Source organism: Streptomyces sp. HB132, assembly GCF_016909575.1.
Lineage (GTDB): Bacteria > Actinomycetota > Actinomycetes > Streptomycetales > Streptomycetaceae > Streptomyces.
Genome location: NZ_JAFBGA010000027.1, coordinates 17080 through 31873, shown reverse-complemented (window position 1 = coordinate 31873; position 14794 = coordinate 17080). Strand labels below are relative to the sequence as shown.

The window sequence follows — 14794 nt, the reverse complement described above, 5'->3', positions numbered from 1 at the left end:
CTGCGCAGGTTCACCGAGCCTCGACAAAAATTAAATGCTACGGGACTCGTGTGAGAGTTCGCCGCATCTCACTGCTATTCGTCTGTCAGGAATCTCGCGCGACCTCAAATTACCTCTCATGCAACTATTCCTGACGCTCAGCAAGTTCAGTAGATTTCCGTGCCGGGTGCCATCGCGAGAACGGAGCTCCGCGGGGCCGAGGGCGGCCGCGTATGGCGCTGGCCGCCCTGCCGAATCGCCAGCTGTCGGCCCGACGTCTCGTGACGGGCCTGACACCTTGGCCAGCGCAGCGCCGCCCCCTATTCCCGGGGCTGCACTCGCCCACCAGCCGCCACCCCGCCCCCCTACAGCAGGGCAGGGCAGTCATAGTGTCGATGTTTCGTCCCGCCTGATGCCCCGATCGGCACTGGGAGTGCCGGGGTACCTCGCTCCGCCCTGCCCTGACCGGAGGTCAACTCAGTGGTAACCGCACGTGTACTCGCCGCGGCCCCGTCGGTCTTTGGTGGTTCTCACCCTGTCTGGCTGCTCTTCCTGGCTCTGCACCGACACCACCGCGGAGCGCGGTGAGGCCGGTGTCAGGGCGCAGGTCGTGGACACGTCCGGGGCGCCTCTCGGCGTTACCGCCGAAGTCGTTGAGGGCGCCTTCAGCTCCACCCACAAGTGCCCTCCGCAGGCGATCATGTCCCCTTCCGCTACCGCTTCGGCGGCGGCGGCGGCGCAAGATCTGGCCCTGCCGTGGACGCCTGCGCGGTCGGCAAGGAGCGCATGGTGTTGGGGTGTCAGACGATCTCTCCGTCCCGAGTGCGGCCAGGAACAGGCGGTGCCCCCACGGGTGACAGCTGGCTCGACGTCGAGTACCCCGAGCACGTTGCAGAAGTGCTATTGATCCCCAATGACCAGTCCTACGCCGGCGGAGCAACCTGCGAGACGGATATCAAGGACGGTGGCGGGACGCATCCTCTGGAATCACCCAGTGTGGGGGGACCATCTTCCGTCCCCGACCTATGACGCAGACGGAAGATAAAGGACAAGTCGAGCAAAGGATGCCGGGCTTGGCTCGGTCACAGTAGGTCGGGCTGCTGCCATTCGGTGCCGAGGACGTGGTGGTCGAGGAAGTTGAGGCATGTCTCGTACCACAGGCGTGCGTGGTTCGGCTTGAGGATCCAGTGGTTCTCGTCCGGGAAGTAGAGATACTTCGCGGGGACTTGGTGCCGCTGCAGTTCCTGGAAGAGGGTGGCGCCCTGGCCGACGGGCACGCGGTAGTCCTTTGCGCCGTGGATGACCAGCATCGGAGTGCGGATCTCGGCGACGTCCAGGTGCGGCGAGTCGGTCTCGTACCGCTCGGGCCTGGTCAGCGGGTCGCCGAAGATCCGCTGGAAGTACCAAGGCGCATCGGTGTCGCCCTGAAACATCCGCAGGTCCCACAGACCTGCATGACTGATGATCGCCTTGAACCGGTCCGTGCTGGTGGCGACCCGGTTCGCCATGTATCCGCCGTACGAGCCGCCGGCGAGTGCCGTTCGCGAGGCATCGATGTCGTTTCGGGCCTCGGTCGCGTCGGTCAACGCGATCACATCCGTGTAGGGGCGACCACCCCACTGCCCCCAGCCGCGCTGGTGGTTGATCTGTCCGTAGCCGGTCGACAGGGCCGGATCCGGCAGCAGCACCGCATAGCCGCGCGCGGCGAAGGGCCAGGGGTTCCACCGCCAGGTCCAGCCGTTCCAGCTGAACTGGGGTCCGCCGTGGACTGCGACAAGCAGCGGAGCGGGCCGCTGGGCGGACGCGCCCTCGGGCATCACGAGCCAGCCGCGCAGCACGAACCCGTCGTCCGCCTCAGCGTGCACCTCGGTGAGTGTGCCGGGCAGTTCCCCGCCGCCGCCCGGGGCGGGCAGTGCGGCGGGGGTCTGGTCGGCGACGTGGGCGTCGATCCGGACGGGCGTCGGCGGCGCGTCGACCGCGTGGCGCAGGGCGTAGAACGTTCGCCCGTCGGGGGCCACGGTCAGCGAGCCGTACGCACCCGAGGCGGTCAGGCGTGTGACGCCACCGTCCGGATCACGCCGGAAGACGGGCGCGTGTCCCTGCTCGTCGGACGTGAAGAAGAGAGTGTCGTCCACCGGTGAACAGGCCACACCACCAGGCCAGTTGTCGAACTCGGGCAGCAGGTCCCGCACCGCGCCGTCGGCCAGGTCGATTCGGACGAGAGTCGCTTCCCAGGGGGTGTCGTACGTCGGGTAGCGCATCCGGCAGCACACGACGGCCGAGCCGTCGTGGGTGAACCGCGGCCCTTCGTAGAGGTGCTCCAGATCACCGACAACGTGGAGCTGCTCACCGCTGACCGCGTCGGCCACCACTACGGCGGTGCGATGCTCGTCAGGGACCCCCCCGGGCACGAACCGGCGGTACGCCACCCGTGTGCCGTCCGGCGACAACGCAGCGTCCCCCGGATCCTCCAGACCGATCCCCTGCCCACCGGCGACGACCGGCTCCGCATCGGCACCAGCACGGACGAAGGTGTGCGGCTCCGCCGGGCCGGTGTCGTGGTCCCAGGCACGCGTCGGGCCAGCCTCATACAGGATCGCGGTGACCTTCGCGTCCTTTCGCGCCGCACGCAGCTTGCCGTGCGCCTCGGCGTCGGCGGCACCCGGCAGCAGCCCTGCCGTGTGGCACACCGCGCCGGAGTTTCGGGCGATGGTGACCGCGGCGATCCCGCCCGGGTGCCGGGCCACGACGAGGGCCTCGCCGCGCGGCGGAAGCGCCCACAATGCGGCACCCTCGTCCTCGTCGCCGTTCGCCGCGCGGCTGGACAGGAAGTACAGCATCCCGTCCGGACCGAACACCGGCCCCGACTCACCCCTGTCGGACCGCGTCAGCCGCAACGCGTCGTGCTCCCCGGCCGGATCGATCTCCCACAGACCGGACACGAACCGCGTCCCGTCCCCGGACAGCGACTGCACGGCGGCGACGAGACGCGTGCCATCGACCGACAGGGCAAGGGAGTTGGCACGGGGGCAGGCGACGAAGGCGGACAGGTCACGGAAGGCGGGCAGGCTACCTGAGGACTCGATCATGCAGGCGATTGTCGCCCGTGCACGATACGCACGGCCAGGGAGCAAACGTGAGGCGCCCGTCTGTCAGGCCGGGCCCCCTCGCGAACCGGTTCGACGGCGGGCTGCAGGACCACTCAGGGCTCCCTGCGTGTGACCAGTACCTGATATTCAGGAGTCGGGGTGCGCTTCCGCCTGAAGCGCCCGTAGCCCCTGGAGCAGCCCGCCGGGAGGCGCGGGAAACGGTGGCCCTTCACATCGGTGCTCCAAAGATGGACCGCGCCGCAGTCACACGCGTACGTCCCGCTCTCCGGCGCGACCTCGCCCGGATGCCACGACGTCTGTTCCTCACTCTCCTCTCTGTGTACGACGCCCGGCCGGACTGCGCGACCCAGGGAGCCGCATGCGCACTGGTGTCCACCCTGAGTCACGGAAGACGGCGCGGTGACGAAGGCGATAGTTCTCCTTCCAGTGACGGTTCGGCGATTCTCGCTCCTGCTCACCATCACGTGCATGCACTACGGCGCCCACGTGTGGCGTAGGGGTCAGGGCAGGGTGCCGTCACACCAAAGCGGGCGTATTGTCACGGTATGAGTGACGTGCGCTACCGGTGTGGTGCGTGGCTGCCGAGGCCAGCGGTACGTGGGCGCCGGTACTGCCGGCCGGCACATCGACAGGCACCCTGGAGGACACGGCGCCGGTGGCGGGAGACTGCGCCCGCGCGGGACCAGGTCGCGGCAGCAGGAAATGTACTGCTGCTGCACGTCAAGAGCGTCGCGCACCCTCCAGTGGAACCGCCCTCGCCGGGTTCGCCTTCGTGGTGGCAGTGCGCTGCGGTGGCCGGGGTTCCTGACCTGGCCGGGCAGCTGGTCCGTGCGGCAGTGCTGGCAGACCGGCGGTTCGGGGCGAGATGGGAGCAGATCGGCGCGGGGCTGGACGTCAGCGTTAACGCAGCCCGCAGTCGCCTCGGGCGTTCGCGGAGCGCTGCGAGGGCCGTTCGGAGCGGATGATGTCCAAGCGGCGTCCCGTTGCCCCGGCCCCCGGTGCGGAGCTTCCCGAATCTGTGCTGGCCGAGGTGGTGCGGGGCACCGGCGCGTCCATTGGCCTGGCGTACGTGCTTCCGCCGGGGGAACGGGTGCTGCGCCTGGTGCTGGTTTCGGGTGTGTCCCTGCAGATCGCGGCTCCGTGGGCCCGCATCCCCATGGACGCTTCCATCCCCGTGATGGACGCCATGCGCGAGAAACGCCTGGTCTGGCTGGGCAGCCAGGAGGACGTCGCACGGCACTATCCCCAGGTCGGGATCGTCCTGCCATACGAGTTCATGCTCGCCGCAGTCCCGATCACCAGCAGCGCCACGGTGTGGGGCGGGTTTGTTCTCCTGTGGCCCGTTTGGCATGCGCCGCAGCTCAGTGCACCCGAACGAAAGACGATCAATATCTGCTGCCTGCGTGCGGCAGCCATTCTGCAACAGACCGCCGACAGCGGGCGCCCGCTGCAACTCGCAGACGAACCGCGCCTGCTCACGGCGCCGCACCCCCGTGAAGCGGACCCGGGCCAGGCGCTGGCCGCGCTGGGTTTCGCCGAGCGTCTGCCCGTGGGCTGCTGCTCCCTCAACCTGGAGGGGCGGCTCACCTTCATCAACGCCGCCGGTGCCGATCTGGTGGGGGCCGGGGCGGCATCCCTGGTGGGCAACAAGCCGTGGGAGGTACTCCTGTGGCTGCACGATCCGGTGTTCGAGGACGCGTACCGGGCAGCGATCGTCAGCCGCCAGCCCTCCTCTTTCACAGCAAGGCATCCACCCGATACCTGGCTGTTCTTCCAGCTCTACCCCGATGACACTGGCATCAGCGTCCACATCACCCCCGCCGCAGGGAAACCGGACGCCACCGAACCGGGCCCCGCGCACCCGTCCTTGGCCGAGCCGGTGGGCGCGACGGCGCTGTACCATCTGACGCACCTTGCCACCGTCCTCGCCGAAGCTGCCAATGTCCATGACGTGGTGGAGCTGGCTGCCGACCAGATCGTGCCAGCCTTCGGCACCAAGGCCATGGCACTGTTGACGGTGGAGGAAGGACGTCTGCGGATCAGCGGCTACCGGGGCTACAGCCCCGAGTTGATGGCCCGCTTCGACGCAATCCCCCTGGCTTCCGACGCGCCCGTCGTGCGAGCCATCACCACAGGTGTGGCCAGCTTCTTCCCCTCTCTCTCCGACCTCCGCAGGGCCTACCCTCAGGTAGTTCACCAGGACGGAATGGCCGCCTGGGCCTTCCTCCCGCTGATCGTCTCCGGCCGCCCGGTCGGCTCCCTCGTCCTCGCCTATGACACTCCGCGCCCCTTCCCACCCGCCGAACGGGCCCTCCTCACCTCGCTCGCCGGACTGATCGCCCAGGCTCTGGACCGCGCCCGCCTCTACGACGCCAAACAGGCTCTCGCCCGCACCCTGCAGACCGGCCTGCTGCCCCGCGCCCTGCCGCACATCCCCGGCCTGGATGCGGCCGCCCGCTACCGGCCCGCCGGCCACGGCATGGACATCGGCGGCGACTTCTACGACCTCATCCCTTGTACGGACGCGACAGCCACCGTGGTGATCGGCGACGTCCAGGGCCACGACACCGCCGCCGCCGCCCTCATGGGACAGGTCCGCACCGCCGTCCGCGCCCACGCCACCGACGGCTCCTCGCCCGGCGACGTCCTCGCCCGCACCAACCGACTCCTGACAGACCTCCGCCCCGGCCTGTTCACCAGTTGCCTCATCGCCCACCTCGGACCTGACCAACCACCGCGTCCGGCTGGCCACCGCAGGCCACCCCCCACCCCTGCTCCGCCACCCCGACGGCCACACCGAAGCCCTTCACCCGCCCCCCGGGCTCCTGCTCGGCATCGAGCCCGACTCCGACTACCCCACCACCGAAATCCCCCTCCCACCCGGCGCCGTCCTCGCCCTCTACACCGACGGACTCGTAGAAACCCCCGGCACCGACATCGACCACGCGACCACCGCCCTCGCCACCCAACTCGCACAAGCACAAAGCGAGAGCCTTGACGCTCTGGCCGACGTGCTCATCGACCACGCCGAACAATCCGCGCCCCGCAATGACGACATCGCCCTGCTCCTCATCCGCCCACACGACGAACCGTGACCACCCAAGCCGCACCCGCAGACCGGGGGACCCCCGCACTCTTACAAATGTTCATCAGCACAAGTTCCGCGACAGGTCACGCATTGTCGACGTGGCGGGCAGACCTGAAAGCAGCGTCCTACCTACGCAAAGACCGGCCCGCACGACGATGAGCACTGTAGGAGGGAGTACAGGGACAACAGTAGGGACATTCGTAGGGGAAAGCGTAAGCGGCGGCCAGGACGTACCCAACTCACCACGGACACGCACGCCTGGGCCTGCGCACCTGGGTGCGTGCGCAGGCAGAAGTGACCCCTGGGCCGGAGTAGTGACGTGTGCGCCTCGCTCACGCGTGGCGGCGCCTCGTGGCCGGCGTCAGGACGTAACGGTCGCAGCGGCTGGACGCTCCGCTCTGCCCGGCCGGCAGGGAGCGCCCGACCCGCTGTGGTTTCCGGAGCACCCCCATCCAGCCCGGAAGCCACAGCCTCCCAGCGCTGCCGTGGCGGGTACCCGAGAAACTCACCACGGCAAGCACACCCTCGCCCGGCCCACTCGCCACGGGCGGGAAGGCCTTTGGCATCCTTTACGGGTCGTACCAGCGATCACTCCTCGCCGGTGCGATCCCCTCAGCACAACGCAACGCATCTGAACTGCCATGGTGAAGCGTCGCGCAGCACGACCTCCGTCGCCGACCCACCTGCCCCCTCTTCCCGACCGTCTGCACACCGCAGGGGAGATTCGACAGGGACACCTTCCGACCTCGATGCGGGATCGTGGTGAGTGGTCGTACCCGCCGCTGACCTGCCGTGGTGAGTAGTCGGACGGAAAACTCACCATGACCCGCGGGCTTACTCACCACCACTCACCACGGCCCGCCGTGCGCACAACGAAAACTCATCAAGGCAGGTCAGCAGTGCTGACAGCGCAAACTGCGCGGTCGGGGCGGGGTAAGCATTACACGCTCGGCATGCTGCAACCGGCGTGGAGTCGCACCCTGGAGAGATGAGCACGCCGATAGTCATCCACCGCCTCTCCCCCACCGGCGGCCCGGTCACCATCCGCGGGCGGATCGTCGGCCTCGCCTACGACGACCACGACGTCGTGGAGTTCCTGCGCCGGGCCGGGCTGCCCAACGCGGAGCAGCTGCTGGACCGGCCGGAGTGGGTGGAGTGGCGGGGCGGGCGGGCGCATACGTACGTGGCCGCGTAGACCATGGCAGGCCGAGTGAGGCGCCGCCGGCTCAGCTCAGGCAGCCCGGTGTCCGGCCGGCAGATCACTCTGGTGCGCCGGATGACGATGGACGCCACTCCCGCGCACATCACGATGTTCCGCACCTCTCCCGATGCGCCTCCCGACGATGCCCGGCACTCTAGAACCATGAAGACACAGGAAGCGCTCTCCGTGCGATGCGGCAGCGCAGACACCTGCAACTGGGCTTGAGTCCACCCGTCTCTCCTCTTCGACCGCCATCCGGGGATGCACCTGCGGCAGGGCCTTCTCAGCAATGGCGAGCTCATCGCGCTCGGCCCGGACCTCTATCAGCTGCTTGGCCAGCTGCTCTTCGAGCTCATCCAGTTCCGCGCGCCGCGCGGTGATCCGTTCCAGTAACCCGGAATCCAGCATGTACCGGATCGTAGAGGGTCATCCGGCCCCAGCAGATGGGAATCGGTTGTGCGGGATAACGGGCGTCTGGATCAGCGGGGCGGGAGGAAAGCCAGAGAACGGTCCCATTGATCAGCCGCGCGAAGCAGCGCTGCGGCGTCCAACTTGACCTCCACGACGTACTGGTAGATGTCAGCCCTGTCCTCACCCTGTTGCCATGGAGGCGCCGACTCCAGGGACAGGTGAACACGAATCACCGCGGTCCCACCTGCGATTCGATGGCCGAGGCTGAAAGCCAAAACCGGCTCGATGAACGACAGGTCCGGCGACAGCTCACCTTCTGCATCAGGTTCGGTGACTTCCACCGTCCCTGCGGCCACCGCGCGCAGCCAAGCGGACACCTGGCGGGCCTCATCGGTGAGCAGACACGGATCGGCGAAGGACCAGTTTCCCTCAGGGGTCATCACCGTGCCGTCAATGACCAGCCAGTTGTCGTCGTACGAGTCGCCCCGAACGGTGGTGAACTGATAACGCACTGGGCGGAGGTCGACACTGCTGGAACGATTATTCAGGAGCACGGGGTCAGGATTGCATGCACCGGCCAGCAGAACGAACTGTGTTTTACGCCCAGGTACACGGACCGGAGCGCTGTTCCGGACTCCGTTTCGGAGACAATCCCGACCTCTGGCAGATGATCTTCTCTATGGGATCCCGCCCACGATCAGCACGAGTACCCGGAACACGGTCACACCAGCCCTGCTGATCAGGGATTTTCAGGTTGGCGGGGGGCTGACTGGATGCAGAACATCGCGGGCTCCACTCGGTGGCCGATGCCCGGCATCGTCACCACAGCCAGGCGGTGAAGTGCCGCACCCGGGACAAGACGCGGGCATCGCGGCGCGCGGCCGCGTTGCCGAGCCGGTTCTGCCGGGAGCGCGGCCGACGCGACTGCCCGGCGGCGCTTCCCCGCGTCCTGGAGCCGCCGCCGCTGCTTACACATCTCCTGCTTCTCCGCCGCCGTCGCAGATGAGGGTGCAGGCGATGCTGGTGAAGGCGAGGAAGTGCTCGGCCTTGCGTTCATAGCGTCGGTGGAGGCGGCGGCAGCCGGCGAGCCAGGCCATGGTGCGTTCCACGGTCCAGCGGTGGCGGCCCAGCCGCTGCGAGGACTCGACTCCCTTGCGGGCGAAGCGGTGGGTGATGCCGCGTTCGCGTAACCATCGCCGCAGGTGGGCGTAGTCGTAGCCCTTGTCGGCGTGGAGTTTTCCGGGCTTGCGCCGGCGGCGTCCGCGGCGCGAGCGGATCGGCGGGATGCCCTTCACGAGCGGGATCAGGGCCTGGCTGTCGTGCAGGTTGGCCCCGGAAATGCCGCGACGGATATGGGCAGGCCTGACCGTTCCGTGATCAGGTGGATCTTCGAGCCGTACTTGCCCCGGTCGACAGACATCCGATGCGGTTTATCTGTCAAGCGGCCTCGGTGAGAACGGGGTCGACGGTAGTAGGGAAGGCCGCTGATTCGTCGTAGTCGGTTCGGCTGGTGAGGCAGTGATGGAGACATCCCAGGAAGCGGTTGAAGAGATTTCGCTGGGCGGCGGTGTGCCGGTCGCCGGCCACTTTCCGGCGGTCGTAGTGAGCTCTGGCGCCGGGTGAGGCGGTCAGTGCGGCGAAAGCCCAGACGTAGCCGACGGCGGCCAGGCGCTGGTTCTTGACCCGGCGGGCCATGACCGCCACGCTCTTGCCGGACGCCCGGGTGACCGGTGCGGCCCCGGCGAAGGCTTTGAGGCCCTTGGCGTCGGCGAAACGGGATCGGTCGTCGCCGATCTCGGCGAGCACCCGGGCGCCGGTGAGTTAGCCGTTCGTGACCCCAGCTCCCCGCAGGGCCCCCAGTCTTGGCGAGCGCTCGAAGGCCCCGGGCGTCGTGAGAGGTGGTCCCTGCGGATGGCTCGGACCACGAACAACAACGATCCGATCATCGGTCCGGATACGACATGCTGGTCGGAAGGCGGGGCCTGCCCGTCACTGCAAAGCGCCACCGGCCCACCGCATGGGGAGTCGAGCCGAGTTGAGCAGCGACATCTTTGTTGGAGGCCCCTTCGGCGCAGGCCAGGATGATCCGACATCTCAAGGCCCACGCCTGCGGCGTGGAACGGCGCCGCACCCACCCCTCCAGCGCGGCCCGCTCCTCGTCCGACAGGATCAACTCGGCCTTCGGCCGCCCCGTACGCGCCATGCGGCAAGCCTATACATATGAACAGAATTCCCGACTCAGAAGACTAGGGGCTTTCGGGCTCGGCGGTGTGTGGCGCTGACGGGCTGAGGGCCGAACGGAAGTACTGCGAAGAACGCCCGCCGGACCGGAGAACGCGAGAGCGTGGTGGAGTGACCCATCATGCCGGCCTCCTGCGGACCGCTCCCCTGCACGGGGAGACGACCTCGTCGCTGGTCTGCCGCGTCGCGAGCCGTTACGGGCTGGAAGCGAAGGCGTTGCGGTCCTGCTGGAAGTGGTGCAGCCACCAGCCCCGGCACGACGGCGGGGGCGCGCGGGCAGACGCCGAGGTGCTGTTGAACACGGCTGGGCGGCAGCTCCTGGCAGGCTAGTGCGGCGTCGAGGAGGGTGTGCTGGCGCGGGCGTTGCCGTCCTGGGGGCGGGAGGATGCCAGGCTGCCTGCCGCGGATGCCGCCGGTGGCAGCGTGGCGGATCGGTGGTGCGGTCGCCGGGCCGGTGGCGTTCGGCTGTCGTCTGTGCACGGCCCGGCGTACGGGGACGGCTGGGCGGGCGGTGCTGTACGCCCCGCGGTGGAACCGTGTGTGTACGGCATGGGCGGTGGCTCCTTGATACGGATGCCGACCAGCCTCACGAGCATCTGGACGTGCGGCGTCTGCCGGAGGTGGTCGCGGCGCGTTGGCGGTGGGCGGGGGTGGAGCGGCGTGCGGTGCGGGCCGGGGCCGAGCCGGAGAGGGTGTTCGCGTTGGCGTATGCGGTGGTGGCCCGTTGGTGGGAGCAGGCCCTGAACTGGGAGCGGGAGAAGGTCTGGACGTGGCGGCTGCATCAGGTCGCGGGCGGTAACGCCGGGTCGGACTTTGAATGGTGGCGGATCGTGGGGCGGGACGCGGTCGTCTTCCCTGAGGTGGTGGCCGTCGCCGACGCGCTGCTGGATCCGGGCATGGCCGAGCTGGTGTGGGTGGACAGCGGTGCCGGGAGGCCGCAAGCGTTGCCCGTCGACGGGTTGTTCTGCCGTCGGCTCGGTGAGCGGGTGGGCCGGGAGTGGCTGGGGCCGCTGGCTGCGGCGGACCATGGCGGTCCGCTGATCGCCTGGATGGGCAGCGTGATCCGGCTGCGTCGCACGGCTGGTGGTCCGCCCGGGTACGACAACGACCCCTGGTGGCTGCGCCGGGAGCATCGGCCAGTGACGATGGCGGGGCAGTTGCGGGTACTGGGCAAGGAGAAACGGGCGCCGGGCTCGGGGACGATGTGGCGGACGGTGGTACCGCCCGAGCAGCGGATGCGGATCGGCAGTCTCATCGGCAGTGCCGAGGAGCAGCTGCTCCAGTTGCGCGGCGCGCAGAGCGGGCCGACCGCCGAGGTCGCCCGGCAGCTGCTGCAAGGCCTCGGTCACAGTGCCGGTCTGATCGAGGCGGCCTGGAAGCGGACCGCGGTGGCGGCGGTGAACGGCGGGGTGCCGATGGAAGAGGTCGCCCGGTGGGCGGACATGCCCGCAGAGTCGCTCAGGACCATGCTGACAGCGGGCAGGCGGGAAGACGACTGAGAACGGCCGCGGGCCGGGTGCGTTTGCTGTTCGCTGATAAAGCACTCGTCTGTGGCAGAAATCCTTGAAATCAGCGGCGCCCGCCGGCGGGACTCGCTTGGCTGACGCAGGTGATCAATACAGGAGCAGGTAGGGCCGGGGGCCGGGCTAGGCCCGTTGCCGTGGAGTGTGGGAGCGGATTCGAGGCCTGCTTCCATCTCGTGGGCGAGGGCGAGGCTGGGGGCGATGAAGTGGTGCTGGCCGGGCATCTGTTCGCCGATCCCGGCTTCGCGGTCCTGGGCGCGGAAGCGCAGCCGGCCCAGGCCGTGCCGCGCTGGGGGCTGTTCGAGACCGCCCCGGCCGCCGCCAGGCACAGGGCGGTGGCCTGGCTCGGCCACATCCGCGAGGTCGAGAGCGGCCTTCCCGGCGGGCCCGGCACCATGGGCGCGGTACGGGAGCAGTACGCCCCGGACCGGTGGACGCTGGCGCAGCGCGAGCAGGCCAAGGCCGCCGAGCTGACCGCGCTCGGATTCGGGAAGGTCTCGCGGACCACGGTGCAGCGCATGCGCCTGGCCTACCGCGCACAGGGCCTGTGGGGGCTGGTCGATCACCGGACAACCCGCGCTCCCAGCCCAGCCGGCCGGACCGACGAACGGGTCGCCGCCGCGGTCAAGGACGTGCTGCGCAGCCGCCGCGGTCGCTCCAAGGCACCATCAGCGCCCTGATGCCGCTGGTCGCGCAGGTGTTGAAAGACCGGCACGGCGACGCGGTACCGATGCCGGCGCTGGCCACCTTCTACCGGCTCGTCCACCACCTTGCCGGACCTGCCGACCACCCCGCCCGCCGGGTCAGCGCCCCGCCCATCACCGAGGACGGCCGCAGGCTCACCCCCACCATCGCGCTGCGGCCCGGCGAGCAGGTCCAGATCGACACCACTCGCCTGGACGTCCTGGCGCTGTCCGACGACGGAAGCACCGGACGTCCGGAGCTGACCATCGCCGTCGACGTCGCCACCCGCGCCATCCTGGCCGCTGTGCTGACTCCCGGTGTCGCCCAAGCTGTGGATGCGGCGCTGCTGCTCGCGGAGATGGCCGTCCCCCATCCCGCACGGCCGACGTGGCCCGAGGCCTTGCGCTTCGCCCACGCCCAGCTGCCCGCCCACCAGCGGCTGCTCACCTTGGACGAACGGCTCACCGGTGCGGCAGCCCGCCCCGTCGTCCCCGAGACGGTCGTCGTCGACCGCGGAAAGATCTACCTCTCGGGGGCGTTCACCGCCGCGTGCGAGACCCTCGGGATCAGCGTGCAGCCCGCCCCGCCCCACGCCCCCACCGCCAAAGGCATCGTCGAGCGCACCTTCGGCTCCATCAACACCCTCTTCTGCCAGCACCTGCCCGGCTACACCGGCTCCGACATCACCCGCCGCGGCCGCGACATCGAACGCGACGCCTGCCATACCGTCCCCCAGCTCCAGGACCTCCTGGACGAATGGCTCGTCCACTGGCACATGCGCCCCCATGAAGGGCTGCGTCACCCCGTCCTGCCCCGGGCCGCCCTGACCCCCAACCAGATGTGGGCCGCGCTTGTCTGCGTCGCCGGTCACGTCCCCGCCCCCCTGACCGCCACCGACTACCTCGAACTGCTGCCCGTGCGCTGGCAGGCCATCACCGAACGCGGCATCCGCATCCACCACCGCACCTACGACCACGACCTCCTCGCCCCCCATCGAGGACACGCCTCCCCCGTCACGTCCCGCGGCGGGAAATGGGAGGTCCACATCAACCCCCACGACCTGCGGCAGATCTGGGTCCGTCTCCCGGACGGTCAGCTCGCCGAGATCCCCTGGATCCACCGCGACCACACCCATCATCCGTTCAACGAGCACACCTGGAACCACATCCGCACCACGATCACTCACTACACCGGCCACGATTCCGACTCCCGCGAATCCGACGCCGCCGACGCCCTCGACCAGCTCATGCGCCGCGCCCGCGCAGGGACCGCAACCCGCATCGAACAACACCTCCTGGCCCGCACCGCCTCCACCCGTGCCCTGCCGGCCGGGCCCCACGAGCCCGGCCGACAGGGCCGACCCGACCCCGACGCCGGCCGGACCCAGCCCGCCACCGACCACGACAGCCTCGACAAACTCGACGACAGCCCGGACGAGACAACCATCGAAGACGACGGCGCCGACAGCCACGCCCCGCACACCGGATACGGCCTCTACGACGCGGAGGCGGAGGCCCTGAAATGGTGAACCACACCCCGGCGTCGGCCGCCGGCATTCACCCGGACAACAGCACGAACAGCGTGGGGGAAGCCTTCGACGACGACGCAGCCGACCAGCAGTGGCCGGTGACCACCTGGCAGGGCTGGCAGCACTTCGCCACCACCCCTCCCCCAGCCCCGCCGCACCCCGGCGACCCGCCCCGCACCACCCAACAGCGCCTGGCCTACCACTCCGCGTTCGTCACCCTGCGCACCCCGGCCATCGACACCCTGACCACCCAGGTACGCACCCTGATGGTCCTGGGCCGCCACCAGCAGCACACCGCCCGCCCCTCCCTGATCGTCACCGGCCCCCCGGCCGCCGGGAAGACCACCGCACGGCGCGGCCGGGGGCCACTACTTGTCCGCGCCCGCGGTGACGAAGCCCGACTCGTACGCCGTGATCACGGCCTGGACACGGTCGCGCGCACCGAGCTTCGTCAGCACCGCGCTCACGTGCGTCTTCACCGCCTCGGTGCCCAGGTGCAGCTCGGCGGCGATCTCCGCGTTCATCAGGCCGCGCGCGACGAACTGCAGCACCTGGCCCTCGCGTTCGGTGAGCGCGGCCCTCTCCAGTGCGCGCCGCGCCGATTCGTTGCCGTGCGCGGCGGCGAGGGAGCGCAGCGCGGGCGGGAAGAGCAACGACTCGCCCTCGGCGACGATCCGCACCGCGTGCACGATCTCGGCGGGCCGGGCGCGCTTCAGCAGAAACCCGTCGGCGCCGGCGCGCAGCGCCCCGTAGACGTACTCGTCCTCCTCGAACGTGGTGATGACGAGGATCCTCGGCGGGTCGGTGACCGTCCGCAGCATGGCCCGGGTCGCCTCGATGCCGTCCATCAGCGGCATGCGTACGTCCATGGCGACGACGTCCGGCTTCACCTTCCGCACCAGGGGGATGACGGCCGCGCCGTCCGCCGCCTCACGACGACCTCGATGTCGGGCTGCGCCTCCAGGATGGCGCGCAGACCGGCGCGTACGAGCGCGTCGTCGTCGACGAGCAGGACGGTGATCGGCATGC

7 protein-coding genes and 5 pseudogenes are annotated in these 14794 nt (G+C 69.5%); 5 read left to right on the top strand and 7 right to left on the bottom strand.

From position 1 onward, the window contains the following. Window positions 1–1061: 1061 nt before the first annotated feature. Window positions 1062–3068, bottom strand: coding sequence for an alpha/beta hydrolase family protein (locus JOC24_RS32160; RefSeq protein WP_205023972.1), 2007 nt, complete (start codon window positions 3066–3068; stop codon window positions 1062–1064). Window positions 3069–4050: 982 nt separating this feature from the next. Here JOC24_RS32160 and JOC24_RS32155 point away from each other — a divergent pair. Next, window positions 4051–6184: pseudogene (locus JOC24_RS32155) on the top strand (SpoIIE family protein phosphatase). A gap of 981 nt (window positions 6185–7165) precedes the next feature. Next, window positions 7166–7372, top strand: coding sequence for a hypothetical protein (locus tag JOC24_RS32150; protein ID WP_205023971.1), 207 nt, complete (start codon window positions 7166–7168; stop codon window positions 7370–7372). A gap of 36 nt (window positions 7373–7408) precedes the next feature. Here JOC24_RS32150 and JOC24_RS32145 read toward each other — a convergent pair whose 3' ends face one another. From JOC24_RS32145 to JOC24_RS32125, 5 genes and pseudogenes are all read right to left on the bottom strand, one after another. After that, window positions 7409–7786 (bottom strand): hypothetical protein, encoded by a 378-nt coding sequence (locus JOC24_RS32145; RefSeq protein ID WP_205023987.1) that lies wholly within the window; start codon window positions 7784–7786, stop codon window positions 7409–7411. 71 nt (window positions 7787–7857) lie between these two features. After that, window positions 7858–8343 carry a WapI family immunity protein gene (locus JOC24_RS32140; protein WP_205023970.1) on the bottom strand — a complete coding sequence of 162 codons (486 nt, stop codon included), beginning with the start codon at window positions 8341–8343 and terminating at the stop codon, window positions 7858–7860. Between the two features lie 414 nt (window positions 8344–8757). Beyond that, a pseudogene (locus JOC24_RS32135) lies at window positions 8758–9248 on the bottom strand (IS5 family transposase); the annotation flags it as partial. Beyond that, a pseudogene (locus JOC24_RS32130) lies at window positions 9227–9610 on the bottom strand (transposase); the annotation flags it as partial. The pseudogenes JOC24_RS32130 and JOC24_RS32135, both read right to left, overlap by 22 nt. Window positions 9611–9731: 121 nt before the next feature. Beyond that, entirely contained in the window at window positions 9732–9992 is a 261-nt protein-coding gene (locus JOC24_RS32125; RefSeq protein ID WP_239581344.1) for a helix-turn-helix domain-containing protein, read from the bottom strand. A 149-nt stretch (window positions 9993–10141) separates the two neighbouring features. Between JOC24_RS32125 and JOC24_RS33655 the strand changes: the two genes are divergently transcribed. From JOC24_RS33655 to JOC24_RS32115, 3 genes and pseudogenes are all read left to right on the top strand, one after another. Then, window positions 10142–10360, top strand: a complete 219-nt coding sequence (locus tag JOC24_RS33655) for a hypothetical protein (RefSeq protein WP_239581343.1) — start codon at window positions 10142–10144, stop codon at window positions 10358–10360. A gap of 272 nt (window positions 10361–10632) precedes the next feature. Then, on the top strand, window positions 10633–11529 hold the full coding sequence (locus JOC24_RS33650) for a DNA-binding protein (RefSeq protein ID WP_239581342.1): 897 nt from the start codon (window positions 10633–10635) through the stop codon (window positions 11527–11529). 161 nt (window positions 11530–11690) lie between these two features. Continuing rightward, window positions 11691–13765, top strand: a pseudogene (locus JOC24_RS32115) (Mu transposase C-terminal domain-containing protein). Window positions 13766–14133: 368 nt separating this feature from the next. On the opposite strand, the pseudogene JOC24_RS32110 reads toward JOC24_RS32115, so the two are convergent. After that, window positions 14134–14792: pseudogene (locus JOC24_RS32110) on the bottom strand (response regulator). Between the last annotated feature and the right edge of the window lie 2 nt (window positions 14793–14794).